The sequence below is a fragment of the Microbacterium sp. CJ77 genome, from assembly GCF_002911615.1.
Taxonomy (GTDB): Bacteria; Actinomycetota; Actinomycetes; order Actinomycetales; family Microbacteriaceae; genus Microbacterium.
On the sequence record NZ_PQBR01000015.1, the window covers coordinates 89479 to 105966 of the forward strand.

Consider the following 16488-nt stretch of genomic DNA (forward strand, 5'->3'; position numbering starts at 1 on the left):
GAGAGGTGGTTCATCGCCCGCCACCTCGTACGCGTAGGACCAGCGCCGACCGCATCCTGAACATGAGGACGAACGCATGACTGCTCCCGCAGAACCCGCTCCGTATACGGCGTCGATCCCGATCATGACGCAGGAGCCGTTCCCCGATACCCCGGGCAGCCCCGAGCCGGAGTGGTTCAAGACGGCGGTCTTCTACGAGGTGCTCGTGCGCTCGTTCAAGGACGGCGACGGCGACGGCACGGGCGACTTCCGCGGCCTGATCGACAAGCTCGACTACCTGAAGTGGCTCGGCGTCGACTGTCTGTGGGTTCCGCCGTTCTTCCCGTCACCGTTGCGCGACGACGGCTATGACGTGGCCGACTACACCGGCGTCCTGCCCGAGCTGGGCACGGTGGCGGACTTCCAGGAGTTCCTCGACGCCGCGCACGAGCGGGACATTCGCGTGATCATCGACTTCGTCATGAACCACACCAGCGACGAGCACCCGTGGTTCCAGGCCAGCCGCAACGACCCGGATGGCCCATTCGGCGACTTCTACGTCTGGAGCGACACCGACGAGCTCTACGAGGATGCCCGGATCATCTTCGTCGACACCGAGCCCAGCAACTGGACGTGGGACCCGGTGCGCAAGCAGTACTACTGGCACCGGTTCTTCTCGCACCAGCCCGACCTCAACTTCGACAACCCGAGGGTGCACGAGGCGATGATCGACGCCATGCGGTTCTGGCTCGACATGGGCCTCGACGGGTTCCGGCTCGATGCCGTGCCATACCTCTACGAACGACCCGGCACGAACGGCGAGAACCTGCCCGAGACGCACGAGTTCCTGAAGAAGGTGCGCCGAATCGTCGACGCCGAGTACCCAAGCCGGGTGCTGCTGGCCGAGGCGAACCAGTGGCCGGCCGACGTCGTCGACTATTTCGGCGACCCGGATGTCGGGGGCGATGAGTGTCACATGTGCTTCCACTTCCCGGTGATGCCCCGCATCTTCATGGCGGTGCGTCGGGAGTCGCGGTTCCCGATCAGCGAGATCCTGGCCGAGACCCCCTCGATCCCCTCCGGATGCCAGTGGGGCATCTTCCTGCGTAACCACGACGAGCTCACGCTCGAGATGGTCACGGACGAAGACCGCGACTACATGTGGAACGAGTACGCGCAGGATCCGCGCATGAAGGCCAACATCGGCATCCGGCGCCGCCTCGCGCCGCTGCTCGACAACGACATCGACCGCATCGAGCTCTTCACCGCGCTCCTGCTCTCGCTCCCCGGGTCACCCGTGCTGTACTACGGCGACGAGATCGGCATGGGCGACAACATCTGGCTCGGCGACCGCGATGGCGTACGCACTCCCATGCAGTGGACATCCGATCGCAACGCGGGATTCTCGACCGCGAATCCCGGCAAGCTGGATCGTCCGATCGTCCAGGACCCGGTCTACGGATACCTCGCCGTCAACGTCGAGGCGCAGCAGGAGGACCGCTCGTCGCTCCTGCACTGGACGCGACAGATGATCCAGGCGCGCAAACGCCATCCCGCGTTCGGGCTCGGGAGCTTCAACGACCTGGGCGGATCGAACCCGTCGGTGCTGTCGTACTCCCGCGAGCACACGAACGAGGACGGCACGGTCGACGTGATCGTCTGCGTCAACAATCTGTCGCAGTTCCCGCAGCCGGTGGAGCTCGACATGCGACGTTTCGAGGGCATGGTGCCCGTCGAGCTGATCGGCGGAGCCCCCTTCCCCCGAATCGGCGAGCTGCCCTACCTGTTGACGCTGGGAGGCCACGGGTTCTACTGGTTCCAACTGCACGAGCCGGCGACGGAGTCAGAGGAAGTGGGGTTGCTGTGAGCGCGATCGATCATGCCCTTCTCGAGGGTTACCTGGTACGAACGCGGTGGTTCGGTGGCAAGGGACGCCCGTTCCAGGTGTCGCGGGTCCGCGTGCTGGCCGACTTGTCGGCACCCGAGCGGCCGAGCGCGACCGTCTACCTCGTCACCGTGGCCTACTCGGACGAGGTCGGAGGAACCGAGCTCTATCAGGTGCCCCTGGCCGGGTACGACGAGATCGAGGACCGGATCGGCCACGCCTACGTGGGCGCGATCGAGGTGGATGGTCGACAGCGGCATCTCTACGACGCCGTCCACGACCGGGATGCCATGGCTCTCTGGTTGGACGCTTTCATCGCAGCAGAGCCCACCGGTGGCGCGGATGTCGATGGTCTGAGATTCCACCGGCTGCCCGGCGGCGAGCCGCTCGATCCGGAGCTACGGCCCTCGCCCATGACGGGCGAGCAGTCGAACTCGTCGGTCCGTTTCGACGAGACCGCGATGATGAAGATCTTCCGCAAGCTCAGTCCTGGCGTGAATCCCGATATCGAGATCCATGAGGAGCTCACCCGCGGCCACTCGGAGTACATCGCCGAGTTGTGCGGCTGGGTCGAGACGACCGTCGATGGCGAGGTCATCCAGCTGGCGATGCTGCAGGAGTTCCTGCGTACCGCCACCGACGGTTTCGAGCTCGCGATGGCGAGCGTGCGCACGTTGCTCGTCGATCTCGAACAGGAACCGGATGACTCGGGTGGCGACTTCGCGGGAGAGGCTGCGCGCCTCGGCGAAGCCCTCGCGAAGGTGCACGCGCTGCTGCGCGAGCGCTTCCCCGCCGGGCGGCGGGGGGCCGAGACCACCGCGGAGCTGGCGCGAGCCATGACCGAGCGACTGGATCACGCGCTGCGCGTCGTGCCCGAGATCGAACCCCACGCGGCTCGCCTCCGAGCGACGTATTCCGCGGTGGCGGCGCTCGAGGGTCTGGATGTGCAGCGGGTGCACGGCGATCTGCATCTCGGTCAGACACTCAGGACATCCCGGGGATGGCGGCTCGTGGATTTCGAGGGCGAACCGGGCCGCCCGTTCGCGGAGCGGGCGTTGCCCGACTCGCCGTGGCGCGACGTCGCCGGAATGCTGCGCTCGTTCGACTATGCCCCCGGGGTCGTGGAGATGTCGCTCGTGGGCACCGGGCGGATCATCGACGACGACGAGTGGGCGCTGCGGGCGGAGCGAGCAGCCGAGTGGTCCTCACGCGCCCGTAGCCACTTCATCAACGGCTACGTCGGGGTGATCGCCGGAGCGGCGAGCGACGACGATACGAGCACGCACGAGACCCGCACGGACGATACCAGCACGGACGAGCGTCGTGTGCTGCTCACCGCATACGTTGCGGACAAGGCGGTATACGAGGTCGTCTACGAGAAGCGCAACCGCCCGGCATGGATCGGAATCCCGCTCGCCGCACTCGCGCGTATCGACGGCGAGTAGAGCCCGCGGTCACATTCCGCAGGGGCGCGGGGCCGCTCAGGCCGTGACGACCTGCGCGGTGCCCGGAGCAGCGTTGGGGCCCATCTCATCCGCGAGACGGTTGGCCTCTTCGATCAGCGTCGCGACGATCTCCGACTCCGGAACCGTCTTGATGACCTGACCCTTGACGAAGATCTGTCCCTTGCCGTTGCCGGATGCGACACCCAGGTCGGCCTCGCGAGCCTCGCCCGGACCGTTGACGACGCAACCCATGACGGCGACGCGGAGCGGGACCGTCATGTCCTTCAGACCCTCGGTCACGTCGTCGGCGAGCGTGTAGACGTCGACCTGAGCTCGACCGCACGAGGGGCACGAGACGATCTCGAGCTTGCGCTCACGCAGGTTAAGCGACTGCAGGATCTGGTGCCCGACCTTGACCTCTTCGGCGGGTGGAGCCGAAAGCGAGACACGGATCGTGTCGCCGATGCCCTCGCCGAGCAGGATGCCGAAGGCCGTCGCGGACTTGATCGTGCCCTGGAATGCGGGTCCGGCCTCGGTGACACCGAGATGCAACGGCCAGTCGCCCATCTCGGCGAGCAGGCGATACGCCTTGACCATCACGACGGGGTCGTTGTGCTTGACCGAGATCTTGAAGTCGTGGAAGTCGTGCTCTTCGAAGAGGGATGCCTCCCAGCGCGCGCTCTCGGCGAGCGCCTCGGGAGTCGCCTTGCCGTACTTCTGCAGCAGGCGCGGGTCGAGGGATCCGGCATTCACACCGATGCGCAGCGATACGCCGGCGGCCTTCGCCGCGGCGGCGATCGCACCCACCTGGTCGTCGAACTTGCGGATGTTGCCCGGGTTGACGCGCACGGCGGCACACCCGGCATCGATCGCCTGGAACACGTACTTCGGCTGGAAGTGGATGTCGGCGATCACCGGGATCTGGCTCTTCTTCGCGATGATGTGGAGCACGTCTGCGTCGTCCTGCGAGGGCACGGCGACGCGCACGATCTCACAGCCGGATGCCGTCAGTTCGGCGATCTGCTGCAGCGTCGCGTTGATGTTCGTCGTCGGCGTGGTGCACATCGACTGCACGCTGACCGGCGCATCCCCGCCGACGAGCACCTTGCCGACGCGGATCTGTCGACTCTTCCGACGCGGCGCGAGAACATCCGGCACCTTCGGCATTCCGAGATTCACTGCTGGCACGGACCCAGCCTACGCGGGTCGGGCACGGGCACGGCCCGCTCCCAGGTCACTCAGAGAGGCGCTTCATCTCGCTTTGGATCCGACCTTCGCTCGGCCCACCCGCGCCGGCGCCGAAGGCGCGGATACCGGTGAAGATCACGCCGAGCGCGATTCCCGCGATCGGCCAGATCGGCCAGAAGCCCTCGAATCCGTCCGATGCCCCGCCAGAGAAGGCCCAGATCAACACGAAGAGAAGGCTCAGCACCACCCACGTGATCAGTGCCTGCCAGAAGTGGCCCTTGGCCTTGAGACTGCTGATGGCACGCCCGCGGAGATCGTCGCTCATGGCGAAAAGCTTAGGGGTGGCCCGCGCGGACCGACAGGAAGAGGTCGCGTGTCGTGCGTGCTATCGTGACGGCATGTCCGCGAACCGCTCCTGGTGGCCCGCCTCTTAGGCGGTGTGTTCGCGTTTCCACGAATCCAGACCGCCCGCCGTGGCGGTCTTTTCGTTGAGCGACCGCCCCGCCGGGCCGAGCCGAAGGACCCACGATGACCGGCCATCGCCCCCCCAGTGATGCGGATGGCAGCGAACTGCTGCAGCGCCTGCGCGAATCCGCGGACGACCGCCCCCTCGTCCTGATCGCGCGCGATGGTGCGGATGTCGAAGTCCTCACGGGCACCGTCGTCGATGTCGAGCTGCTCGCAGACATCCCCCTCACGGACGCGGACGGCTCACCGCAGGAGGTCCTCGCGCTGGTTCCGTACCGACAGGTGCGCGAACGCGGCTTCGAATGCCATGACGACGGCGCGCCGCTGCGCTGCGTCATCGTGTCGGAGCGCGGCACGATTTCGCGCGACGAGGCCATGCGCGTCCTGCCCGCGACCCCCGTGCCCCTGCACGACACCGGGTTCGACGTGAGTGACGAGGACTACGCCGAGATCGTGCGCGACGTGATCGCCGAAGAGATCGGACGCGGTGAGGGGGCGAACTTCGTCATCCGACGCGACTTCACCGCGCGCATCGACGCCGACCCGCGCGAGAGCGCCCTGACCTGGTTCCGAGCTCTGCTCGAGCACGAGCGAGGCGCCTACTGGACCTTCGCGATCGCCACACCGGGGCACGTCGCCGTCGGCGCGAGCCCCGAGGCGCACGTCAGCGCCAGCGGTGGTGTCGTCACGATGAACCCCATCTCGGGCACGTTCCGGCATCCCGCCGGCGGCTCGACCCCCGAAGCGCTGACGGCATTCCTCGAGAACACCAAAGAGACCGAAGAGCTCTTCATGGTCGTCGATGAGGAGCTGAAGATGATGAGCGCGGTCTGCTCGGACGGTGGCCGCATCACGGGTCCGCATCTGAAGGAGATGTCGCGCCTCACGCACACCGAGTACATGCTCCGCGGGCGCAGCACGCTCGACCCCCGCGACATCCTGCGCGAGACGATGTTCGCGCCGACCGTGACGGGCTCACCGATGCAGAACGCGTGCACGGTGATCCGCCGGCACGAGACGACCGCCCGGGGCTACTACTCCGGCGTGGCCGCGCTGTTCACCCCGAACGGCGATGAGCACGACCTCGACGCACCGATCCTCATCCGCACGGCCTATCTCGTCGACGGCCGCCTGCGCGTGCCGGTGGGCGCGACGCTCGTGCGCCACTCGGACCCCTACGGGGAGGTGGGCGAAACGCACGGCAAGGCGGCGGGCCTGCTCGGCGCGATCGGCGCGGTCCCGCGCGAGAGCGCGCCCGCGCCCGTCGCGGATCCCGATGCACCGACCACGCCGCGCGTCCCGCTCGCGGACGACCCCACGATCGCGACCCTGCTCGCCTCGCGCAACTCGCGGCTCGCGCCGTTCTGGTTGAACCCGCAGGACGTCGATGCCCCGGGCCCGTTCGCCGGACGCAGTGCGCTCGTCGTCGACGCCGAGGACCGCTTCACGACGATGCTCGCGCATCAGCTCCGCCACCTGGGACTTTCCGTGCGCATCGCGCACTGGTCGGAGGTGACGGATGCCGAGGCATCCGATACCGAGCTGCTGATCGCCGGGCCGGGTCCGGGCGACCCGCTCGACGACAGCCCGCGGATGCGTCGCATGCGCGAGATCGTGTCGGCTCGTCTGGCCTCGGGGAAGCCGCTGCTCGCGGTGTGCCTGAGCCACCAGATCCTGGCGAACACCCTCGGGTTGACGCTGGCGCCGCTCACGCGTCCGCACCAGGGACTGCAGCTGAACGTCGACATCTTCGGCCAGCGCGCCTCGATCGGGTTCTACAACACGTTCACGGTGCGGGTCGAGCCCGGGACGACGCGGGTGGGAGCCACCGAGATCGCGGCCGACCCGGCATCCGGTGACGTCTACGCGATGCGCGGACCGGGGTATGCGTCGGTACAGGGCCACCTCGAGTCGATCCTGTCGCGCGACGGCATCGAGACGCTCGAGCGGCTGATCGCGCAGGCCTTCGCCCCCGTCGACGCCTGATCCGTTCCCCCGGCTCGCTGAGCCAGGCCAGCGCACCACTCGGGGCGTCAGAACCCCGTTGGGGCGCGAGCTTCCGCGCCCCAACGGGGTTTCAGCGCCCCGGGTGGCCACGGAAACCGGGCGCGGGTCAGTTGAACAGCTGAATCGGGTTGAACACGTCGGCGAGCAGCAACAGCGCGCCCATCGCGATCAGCAGGATCACGACCACGAAGGTGACCGGCACGAGCTTGGTCGCGTCGACGGGCTTCGGCGGCGGGCGGCGGAACACGCGCGCCCAGGTCTTCTTCACGCCCTCCCACAGCGCGACGACGATATGGCCGCCGTCGAGAGGCAGGAGCGGCACCAGGTTGAAGACGAAGAGCGCGATGTTGAGCGAGCCGAGCAGGCCGAGCAGCACCGAGACGCGGCTCAGGATCGGTGCATCCGTCGACGCGACCTCTCCCGCGATCAGACCCACGCCGACGACGCTCATCGGACCGTTGGGGTCGCGCTCTCCGCCCGTGACCAGGGCGACGCCGGTCTCGTAGAGCTTCACCGGCAGCTGCGCGACGATGCCGACGACGGCACCGACGTTCTCGATGGCGGTCTGGGGGCCGGTCCAGATCGGCTGACTCTGCAGTTCGTTGGCGGGGGTGATTCCCACGAAGCCGACGTCCTGCGTCTCGGCGACGCCGTTCGCATCCAGCACCGGCATGCCGGTGTCGTCATAGACGGGCCGCTCCGCCAGCAGCGGCGTGACGGCGAGCGTCTGCCGTGCACCATCACGCTCGATCTCGAAGCTCAGGCGCGTGCCGGGGTTGTCCCGAATGATCGCGGATACCTCGTCGAAGGACTCGACCGGTGTTCCATCGATCGACAGGATGCGATCGCCCGGCAGGATGCCGGCCGCCGCGGCGGGACTGGCCGGGTCGCCGGGCGCGCACTCGGTCTGCGTGGATCCGGCCGCGACGACGCATTCGCTGACGGCGGCGACCGAGGTCGAGGCGGTCTGCACGCCGATGCCGCTGAAGACCAGCGTGAACAGCACGATGGCGAGCAGGAGGTTCATGACCGGTCCGCCGAGCATGATGATGATCCGCTTGTAGACGGGCAGACGGTAGAAGGTCCGCGAGTCCGCGGTGCCGATCATGGTCTCTTCGTTGGCGACGCGCGCGTCCTGGATCATCGCCGCGAACATCCCCGCGGCACGTCCTGGGCGCGGCCTCGAGACCGCACCTTCGCCTCCCGCGTCCCGTGCAGCCGCGGTCTCGGCCTCGCGCTCCGCGGGGGTCGGGGGGTACATGCCCGCCATCGAGATGTACCCGCCGATCGGGAGGGCTTTGATGCCGTACTCGGTCTCGCCGAATCGCCGGGACCACAGGGTCGGGCCGAGGCCGATCATGTACCGGCCGACGCGCACGCCGAAGAGCTTGGCGGGGAGCAGATGCCCGACCTCATGCAGAGCGATGGAGATCGCCAGGCCGACGACGATGACCAGCAGGCCGATGACGAAAGTGAGCACGGTCACGGGCCCACGCTACCGCCGGTTGCTTGGAACCCGCCCCGAGGGGCGTATGGCTCCGGCGGGAGAGCACTCATGGCGCGGCTAAAGTTGTCGACAGGGTAAGCGGACGATCGGAGGGGGGCCGGGCATGCGCACACGCCAACTGCGCGCGCTCCGCGGTGCATCCGCCGCCACGATCGCCGTGCTCCTCGCCGCCGTGTCGCACACGATCGGTGGGGGCACCGCACCGAGCCTCGCCGTCCTGCTCGCCGTCTCGGCCCTCGCCTGGCCCGTGACGACCGCGCTCGTCGGGCGTCGTCCGCATCCCGCGGGACTCGCGGCGGCCGTCATCGTCGCGCAGACGGCACTGCATGTGGTCTTCGCACTCACCTCGAGCGTCGGCACCCCCGCGAGCGGCTCCTTGCCGGGCAACGCACCGCACGCGCACGGTCAGGTCGCCATCGACACCGTCGGGTCCGTCGCTCAGCTCGTCCTGCCCTCTCCCCCCATGCTGACCGCGCATGTGCTCGCCGCAATCGCCTCGTTCGTCCTGCTGTTCGCCGGGGAACGGATGCTTCGCACCGTCGCCGCGTGGACGCTCCGCCTGCTCGACCGGGCCACCGTAACGGCATCCGGTCCGCTAGCCATCCCGCGCGCGATCTTCACGGACGCGCCCGCGCCTCTCCTCCGTATCGCTCGCGGCGTGATCCGCCGCCGCGGGCCACCTCTGCCGTGGGGCGACGCCAGCGTCGCATAGTCCGCCGGGCAATCCGCTCGCGCGTTCCCCACGAATCCGTCGTGGCGGCTCATCGCCGCGCGGCGTCCACAGAGAGATCTTTCGACTATGAACAGCACGACCCCTGCACCCACCCGTTCCGCACGCCGTCGTTTCGGCGCCCGCGCGGCGGCCGTCGTTTTCGCCGCGGCGGCCCTCGTCGTCGCCGCTCCCCTGGCTGCGCAGGCACACGTCACAGCTACTCCCGACTCCGCGAACGCGGGCGGCTACGGCACGCTGACGTTCGCCTTCAGCCACGGCTGCGACGGCTCGCCCACGAAGTCGCTCGCGATCACGATCCCGGAAGGTCTCGACTCGGTGACGCCGACGGTCGCGGCCGGTTGGGACATCGCCGTCGAGCGCGATGGCGAAAACGGGCCGGTATCGCTCGTGACCTACACGGCGCAGCAGCCCGTCGCGGACGGACTACGCGCGGCCCTCGTTCTCGGTGTGAAGTACTCCGAGAGCGCCGCGGGCGAGACTCTCGCGTTCCCGGTCGACCAGGTGTGCGAAGTCGGAAACACCAACTGGGCCGAGATCGCCGACGCCGGCGTCGATCCGCACTCGCTCGACGCACCGGCGCCCACGGTGACCGTCGGCGAGGCCGCATCGGACGAGCACGGATCGGATCATTCGGACACGGAGCACGCCTCCGACGCCGAGGCCGCGGGCGATTCGAGCGACGTCTCGGCGCTGCCTCTCCTGCTCGGCGGAGCGGGACTCGTGCTCGGCGCCGGCGCGCTGGTCGTCGCCCTGCTCGCGTTCCGTCGCGCGCGCAGCTGACGCGCGACCCGGATGCTCCGGCCCGGTGCTCTCCGCGCGGGGACCGGGCCGGAGCCCGGCGCGCCCCGCGCCGGGCGGCGGGCCGGAGCACGGCGCCGAGGCATCCGTGCTCTCGTCTGATTAGATGGAGGCGCCATGACGACACCCGCCTCTGAACCAGAGTCTGACTCCTCGCCGGGTGCCTCGCTGCTTCCGCCGGTGCTGCGGCCCGAGAATCCGCCCGCCCGCTCCCTGCAGGAACTCGCCGATCGGTATGCGACAGCCGTGCACGGCGACATCGCCGACGCCACCGTCTCGGGCATCACCCTCGCGACCGCCGACCTGCGGCCGGGCGAGGCGTTCGTGGCTATCCAGGGCGTCAACCGTCACGGCGCCGAATTCGCCGCGCAGGTCGCCGAGAAGGGTGCCGTCGCGGTGATCACGGATGCCGCGGGCGCCGAGATCGCGGCGGATGCGGGTCTGCCGATCATCGTCGTCGAGCACCCCCGCGCGATGCTCGGCGATCTGTCGGCCTGGGTTTATGGCACCGGTCCGGGCGATGACCTGCCGATCCTGCTCGGCACCACGGGCACGAACGGCAAGACCAGTACGTCACATCTGCTGGCCGGGATCCTCGAGCAGCTCGGCGTGACCGTGGGACTGAGCTCCACCGCCGAGAGGCACATCGCGGGCGAGGTCATCGTGTCGCGACTCACGACGCCCGAGGCATCCGAGTTCCACGCGCTGCTCGCCCTGATGCGCGAGCGCGGCGTCGAAGCCGTCGCGGTCGAGGTCAGCGCGCAGGCGCTCAGCCGCCACCGCGTCGACGGCCTGATGTTCGACGTCGCGGCATTCACGAACCTCACGCACGACCACCTCGACGACTATCCCGACATGCGGGCGTACCTCGAGGCGAAGCTGCCGCTCTTCCAACCCGACCGCGCACGCCGGGGAGTCGTCGCGCTCGATTCGGCCGCCGGGGCCGAGTTCGTCGCGAGTGCGGGCATCCCGGTCGTGACGATCGGGACGCCCGCGATCGCCGTGGATCCCGAGGCCGCCGCAGCCGCCGACTGGACCGTCACGATCCACGACGAGGCGCAGACCGGAACGCGCTTCACGCTGTCCGGCCCCGACGGCGAGCTCACGACGACCGTTCCGGTCATCGGGCCGCACATGGCCGCGAACGCGGGCCTGGCGATCGTCATGCTGCGCGAGGCGGGTTATGCGTGGGGTCGGATCGTCGAGGCGCTCGAGCGCGACGGCACCATCCATGCGTATCTCCCCGGTCGCACCGAACGCGTCTCGGGCGACCGCGGGCCGGCCGTCTTCGTCGATTTCGGCCACTCCCCCGATGCCTTCGAGAAGACCCTCGCCGCGGTCCGCCGTGTCACGCCCGGACGCGTCCTGATGCTGTTCGGCGCCGACGGCGACCGTGACACCACCAAGCGGCACGACATGGGGCGGACGGCCGTGCAGGGCAGCGACATCCTGGTCGTCACCGATCACCATCCGCGCTTCGAGAACCCGGACTCGATCCGCGCGACCCTCATCGAGGGAGCGCGGCGGGCGAGACCGGACGCCGAGATCTACGAGTTCTCGCCGCCCGAGCGGGCCATCGAGGCCGCGGTCGACCTGGTCGGCGAGGGCGACGCGATCCTGTGGGCCGGGCCCGGACACCAGGACTATCGCGACATCCGCGGGGTCCGCACGCCCTACTCGGCGCGCGAGTTGGCGCGCCGGGCGCTCAAGGCGCGCGGCTGGCCCGTGCCCGATCCGCACTGGCCGGTGCCGTACACCGACTGAGACGGCGTTCCGGATCGTCGTTGCGGCCCGTCTCAGCGGGCGATCGCGGCGTCGGCGGTGCGTCGCGCCCAGGCCTCGGCATCCGCGAGGCTCTCGCGCGTCAGCGCTTCCGGCGCCTCGTGCTCGTCGACGACGCGCGCCACCGTGTCCACGATGCCCGTGAACCCGAGTCGTCCCTCGTGGAAAGCATCCACGGCCTGCTCGTTCGCGGCGTTGAACACCGCGGGGTAGGTCCCCCCGGCACGCCCGACCCGCTTCGCGAGGGCGACCGCGGGGAATGCGTGCTCATCGAGTGGCTCGAACGTCCAGGCCGTCGCCTGCGTCCAGTCGAGAGGGCGTCCGACGCCGCCGACGCGGTCCGGCCAGTCCAGCCCGAGCGCTATCGGCAACCGCATGTCGGGCGGCGATGCCTGAGCCAGGGTCGAACCGTCCACGAACTCGACCATGGAGTGGACGATCGACTGCGGGTGCACCACCACATCGATGTCGTCGTACGAGACATCGAACAGCAGGTGGGCCTCGATGACCTCGAGGCCCTTGTTGACGAGCGTCGCGGAGTTGGTCGTGACCATGCGCCCCATGTCCCACGTCGGGTGCGCGAGAGCCTCGGAGGGGGTGACGTTCTCGAGCGCGGCACGCGAGCGACCGCGGAACGGGCCCCCGGAGGCCGTGAGGACGAGACGTCGCACCTCGTCCGCCGAGCCGCCGCGCAGGCACTGCGCGATGGCGGAGTGCTCCGAATCGACGGGAACGATCTGGCCGGGCGCGGCGATCCGCGAGACGAGATCCCCACCGACGATCAGGGATTCCTTGTTCGCCAGCGCCAGCGTGCGCCCGCACTCGAGCGCGGCGAGCGTCGGCCCGAGGCCGACCGACCCGGTGATGCCGTTGAGCACCACGTCCGCCTCGACATCCCGAACCAGGCGCTCGGCCTCTTCCGCTCCGAGCGCCGTGAACTCCACGCCGAACTCGGCTGCCTGCTTCTCGAGCGTCGCGCGGTCCGTCCCGGCGGCGAGCCCGACGACCTCGAAACGTCCGGGGTTGGCGCGCACGACGTCGAGCGCCTGCGTCCCGATCGAGCCGGTGGATCCGAGGATGATGATGCGGCGCATCCGGTCAGCCTACCGAGCGGGCATGACGGGTCACTTCGACGAGCGCCGCGACCGACATGCTCCGTGAGGGGCGAGCCGTTCCTCAGCGACCGGGCGGCGGATCAGCCCGCGGCGCGCTGCGTGGCGAGGATGTCGACGACGAAGACGAGGGTCTCCTTCTGCAACTCGTTGCCCTCGACCGCGCCGTAGCCGAACTCGGGCGGGATCACGACGACCACCTGCGAGCCGACCGTCTGACCCTCGAGCGCCTGACGGAATCCGTCGACGACCCCCGATGTCGAGAAGCTCGCGGGTGCACCCTTGTCCCAGCTCGAGTCGAAGACCGTGCCATCCGACCACTTGACGCCCGTGTACTGCACGAGCACGGTGTCGCCCGGGTTGACGGTCGCGCCGTCGCCCTTCTTGAGCACCTCGATGTCGACCGTCGTGGGGGCTTCGCTCTCCGGGAGGGTGATCGTCGGGGCACCGTCGTCCGCGAGTTCGACGGTCGGGAAGCCATCGACGGGGTCCTGATCGGCACCCCAGGCGGCGAGCGGCGTGACACCCAGGACGTCCACGACGTACACCTGGGCGCCCACCGTCGCACCGGACTGGTCCTGGCTTGCGGGGAAGGTCAGCGCGAGCCGCGTTCCGACGTTCGCGCAGCCCAGGATCTGAGCGATGCTCTGGCCCGCGGTCACCGGCTGGGGCAGGAGTTCGCCGTCAACGTACCCGACGTCACCGAGGCGCTCGCCGGTGTCGGCCGCGAACGCGCTCAGCGCGTACTGGACGTAGTCACCCTCCTCGAGCGCGTCGCCGTCACCCTCGGTGATGACCGTGCGCTCGAGCGCTGCGACCTCGAGCCCCGGGGTGAACGTCGCCGTCGAGACCGTGCCGATCTCACCCTCGACGGTGACCGAGTCGGATGCCTTGCCGGAGGACGCCGCCGCGTCGCACAGCGCCGACGAGCCGGAGGCGGAGGCGTCGGGCGTGCTCGTGCCGGAGCATCCGGCCAGGACGATGGCGGACAGGGCGAGCGCCGACAGGGCGGCGAGCGGGCGAATGCGCACGGATGGACCTCAATGCTGTTCGGGGAGAGAGGCCCATCCTGTCGGACATTCCTTTGACTCACCTGAACGCGTCCGCGGGGCTGGATTCCGCGTCGCGTATGCGTCGCGCGATACCCTCGGGCAATGACCCCCGCACAACCGGAGCCCGCGGGCGCGCCCGTCGCGACCGCCCAGGATCGCCGCGAACCGGGTGGCATGGGACTGACCTACGGCGTGGGCCGCATGGTGGTCGCCCCGCTGGCCCGGCTCATCTACCGCCCGATCGTCGAGGGCCGCGAGCGGGTACCGCGTGAGGGCCCGGTGATTCTCGCGAGCAACCATCTCTCGTTCATCGACTCGATCGCGATCCCCGTCGCGGCGCCCCGCCCCGTGCACTTCCTGGCGAAGTCTGCCTATTTCGAGGGCACGGGAATCTCGGGATGGTTCACCCGCGAGTTCTTCTCCGCGATCGGCGCCGTGCCTGTTCAGCGCGGTGCCGGCCAGGCCGCGCTCGATGCGCTCGACCAGCAGCGGGCGCTCCTCGACGCCGGCCGCGCCGTCGCGCTCTACCCCGAGGGCACCCGATCGCTCGACGGACGCCTGTACCGCGGGCGGACGGGCGCGGCGTTCCTCGCCCTGCAGACCGGCGCCCCCGTCGTGCCCGTCGGACTGATCGGCACCGCCGAAGTCATGCCCGTCGGCGCGCGGATGCCGTCACTCCGCCGACGCGTGACGGTGCGGTTCGGCGAACCTCTGGATCTGTCGCATCACGGGGCACCCGAGTCGGGCCGCGCCCGGCGCGGCGCGACCGACGAGATCATGGCGGCGATCCACGCGCTCACGGGTCAGGAGCTCGCCGGGACCTACAACGAGGCGCCCGCGCACGGAGCCGTCGAGAAGATCAAGCGCGCGCTTCCCCACGAGCGACTCTGACGTCTCGACCCTCGGCGTGCCCACGGCATCCGTCAGCTCGCGACCTCGATCGTCGCCTCGTGGCGGACCGGGAAGTTGACGGAGTTCGCGATGAAGCACCACTCGTGGGCGAGCGTGTGCGCGCGGTGAGCCTCGTCGCGCATGGCGGCATCCGCGACCACGACGCGCGGCCGCAGAACGACCTCGGTGAATGCGCCACCCCCGCGACCGTCGAGCACCATCCTGCCTTCCGCCTCGTCGGTGTACCCCACGACCACCACCCCGAGCGTGACGCAGGCATGCAGGTAGCTCAGCAGGTGGCATTCCGAGAGCGCAGAGACGAGCAGGTCCTCGGGGTTCCACTTGGCGGGGTCGCCCCGAAACGGACGATCCGCGGATGCCTCGAGCACCGGTTTACCGGCGATCTCGATCGTCACCGCCCTGTCGTAGTCGCGGTAGCCGCTGGTGCCGGTGCCCCGGTCGCCCGTCCAGGTCGTCGCGACGCGGTAGAGGTGCTCGCCGTTCATACCGGAAGTGTCGCACGCCGCGTGCGCCCGGGGGCGATCGCGGGCTCGAAGCTCTGCCATCCGTCGGCGCGCGGCGACGCGATTAGGCTGACGTGGTGTCGAAATCCCTCTCTGTTCCGGGCGCCGTCGAACTCGCGACCGTCGATCGCGGCGGATTCGTCGAGTCTCGTCACAGCGGTGCCGCGGTCGTGCTCGCGCCCGACGGAACCGTCCGCGCATCCTTCGGCGACGCCGAGGCGACGCTGCTGCCCCGTTCCAGCCTCAAGCCGCTCCAGGCGGTCGGAATGCTCACGGCCAATGCCGAGCTCGCGGGTGAGCGCCTCGGCCTCGCCACAGCAAGCCACACCGGAACCGACCGGCACGTCGAGGTCGTCCGCGCGATCCTCCATCAGGCGGGGCTGACCGAGGACGCCCTGGGCTGCCCCGCGGCACGCGCGTCCGATCCCGAGACGCGCGACCGGCAGATCCGCGACCTCGATCCCGCGTCGTCGATCCGCATGAACTGCTCGGGCAAGCACGCGGCGATGCTCCTCACCTGCGTCGCGAACGGCTGGGACACGGCGGATTACCTCGACCTCGAGCATCCGCTGCAGCGTCACGTGCGCGATACGATCGAGCGCCTCGCGGGCGAGAAGGTCCAGGCGAGCGTGGTCGACGGATGCGGTGCGCCCGTCCACGCGGTGACGTTGACCGGGCTCGCGCGCGGTATCCACCGCATGGGGACCGCGTCCGAGCGCTCGCCGTTCGCCCTGCACCGCCACGCGGCATCCGTCGTTGGCGCCGTGCGGGAGAATCCCTGGACGATCGCCGGACCCGAGCAGCCCGACACGATCCTCGGCGAGCGCCTCGGCGTGTTCGCGAAGCTCGGCGCTGAGGGCGTCCAGGTCGCGGTCGCCCCCGATGGGACGACGGTGGCGCTGAAGATGCTCGACGGCGGCCAGCGCGCCGCGCCGATCGTGGCGCTCACCCTGCTTCAGACGGCGGGCGCCCTCAGCGCCGCGGACGTCGCGCTCGTGGCGGACGACCTGCACCTGGATATCCGCGGAGGCGCTGAGGTCGTCGGCCGCATCCGCGCGGCCGTCACCGTCTGAGTCGCCATCGCGTGACCCGGGGCGGGATCATCCCGCCCGCGCAT

14 protein-coding genes are annotated in these 16488 nt (G+C 69.7%); 8 read left to right on the plus strand and 6 right to left on the minus strand.

Annotated elements, in window-relative coordinates; all coding sequences use genetic code 11:
* Positions 1 to 124 precede the first annotated feature (124 nt).
* Both treS and C2868_RS09610 read left to right on the plus strand, forming a co-directional pair.
* Positions 125 to 1846 (plus strand): maltose alpha-D-glucosyltransferase, encoded by a 1722-nt coding sequence (treS, locus tag C2868_RS09605; RefSeq protein ID WP_100810389.1) that lies wholly within the window; start codon positions 125 to 127, stop codon positions 1844 to 1846.
* Entirely contained in the window at positions 1843 to 3309 is a 1467-nt protein-coding gene (locus C2868_RS09610) for a phosphotransferase (protein ID WP_103663190.1), read from the plus strand. Before treS ends, C2868_RS09610 begins: the two co-directional genes overlap by 4 nt.
* A 36-nt stretch (positions 3310 to 3345) precedes the next feature.
* On the opposite strand, the gene ispG is transcribed toward C2868_RS09610, so the two are convergent.
* Complete coding sequence (gene ispG, locus C2868_RS09615; protein WP_181003414.1) at positions 3346 to 4497, minus strand: flavodoxin-dependent (E)-4-hydroxy-3-methylbut-2-enyl-diphosphate synthase; 1152 nt, start codon at positions 4495 to 4497, stop codon at positions 3346 to 3348.
* Positions 4498 to 4543: 46 nt separating this feature from the next.
* Positions 4544 to 4822 (minus strand): 2TM domain-containing protein, encoded by a 279-nt coding sequence (locus C2868_RS09620; RefSeq protein ID WP_100810330.1) that lies wholly within the window; start codon positions 4820 to 4822, stop codon positions 4544 to 4546.
* 203 nt (positions 4823 to 5025) lie between these two features.
* Here C2868_RS09620 and C2868_RS09625 point away from each other — a divergent pair, with 203 nt between their 5' ends.
* Positions 5026 to 6951 carry an anthranilate synthase family protein gene (locus C2868_RS09625; RefSeq protein WP_103663191.1) on the plus strand — a complete coding sequence of 642 codons (1926 nt, stop codon included), beginning with the start codon at positions 5026 to 5028 and terminating at the stop codon, positions 6949 to 6951.
* Positions 6952 to 7078: 127 nt separating this feature from the next.
* Here the strand turns inward: C2868_RS09625 and C2868_RS09630 are convergent, their stop codons facing one another.
* On the minus strand, positions 7079 to 8458 hold the full coding sequence (locus tag C2868_RS09630) for an RIP metalloprotease (RefSeq protein WP_103663192.1): 1380 nt from the start codon (positions 8456 to 8458) through the stop codon (positions 7079 to 7081).
* A gap of 124 nt (positions 8459 to 8582) precedes the next feature.
* Here C2868_RS09630 and C2868_RS09635 point away from each other — a divergent pair, with 124 nt between their 5' ends.
* From C2868_RS09635 to C2868_RS09645, 3 genes are all read left to right on the plus strand, one after another.
* Positions 8583 to 9191 (plus strand): hypothetical protein, encoded by a 609-nt coding sequence (locus C2868_RS09635; RefSeq protein ID WP_103663193.1) that lies wholly within the window; start codon positions 8583 to 8585, stop codon positions 9189 to 9191.
* Positions 9192 to 9278: 87 nt separating this feature from the next.
* The gene (locus C2868_RS09640; protein ID WP_103663194.1) at positions 9279 to 9992 is read left to right on the plus strand and encodes a YcnI family protein; all 714 of its coding nucleotides are present in this window, start codon (positions 9279 to 9281) and stop codon (positions 9990 to 9992) included.
* Positions 9993 to 10127: 135 nt separating this feature from the next.
* Positions 10128 to 11774: a Mur ligase family protein gene (locus C2868_RS09645; protein ID WP_181003415.1), complete on the plus strand. Its 1647-nt coding sequence runs from the start codon at positions 10128 to 10130 to the stop codon at positions 11772 to 11774.
* A gap of 32 nt (positions 11775 to 11806) precedes the next feature.
* Here C2868_RS09645 and dxr read toward each other — a convergent pair whose 3' ends face one another.
* A complete protein-coding gene (gene dxr / locus C2868_RS09650) occupies positions 11807 to 12886 on the minus strand; it encodes a 1-deoxy-D-xylulose-5-phosphate reductoisomerase (protein WP_100810325.1) in 1080 nt (359 codons plus the stop codon).
* A gap of 101 nt (positions 12887 to 12987) precedes the next feature.
* Entirely contained in the window at positions 12988 to 13935 is a 948-nt protein-coding gene (locus C2868_RS09655) for an FKBP-type peptidyl-prolyl cis-trans isomerase (RefSeq protein WP_100810324.1), read from the minus strand.
* Between the two features lie 123 nt (positions 13936 to 14058).
* On the opposite strand from C2868_RS09655, the gene C2868_RS09660 reads away from it, so the two are divergent.
* The gene (locus C2868_RS09660; RefSeq protein ID WP_181003416.1) at positions 14059 to 14847 is read left to right on the plus strand and encodes a lysophospholipid acyltransferase family protein; all 789 of its coding nucleotides are present in this window, start codon (positions 14059 to 14061) and stop codon (positions 14845 to 14847) included.
* A 32-nt stretch (positions 14848 to 14879) separates the two neighbouring features.
* Here C2868_RS09660 and C2868_RS09665 read toward each other — a convergent pair whose 3' ends face one another.
* Positions 14880 to 15353, minus strand: coding sequence for an OsmC family protein (locus C2868_RS09665; protein WP_100810323.1), 474 nt, complete (start codon positions 15351 to 15353; stop codon positions 14880 to 14882).
* 95 nt (positions 15354 to 15448) lie between these two features.
* On the opposite strand from C2868_RS09665, the gene C2868_RS09670 reads away from it, so the two are divergent.
* Positions 15449 to 16444 carry an asparaginase gene (locus C2868_RS09670; protein ID WP_103663214.1) on the plus strand — a complete coding sequence of 332 codons (996 nt, stop codon included), beginning with the start codon at positions 15449 to 15451 and terminating at the stop codon, positions 16442 to 16444.
* Positions 16445 to 16488 lie beyond the last annotated feature (44 nt).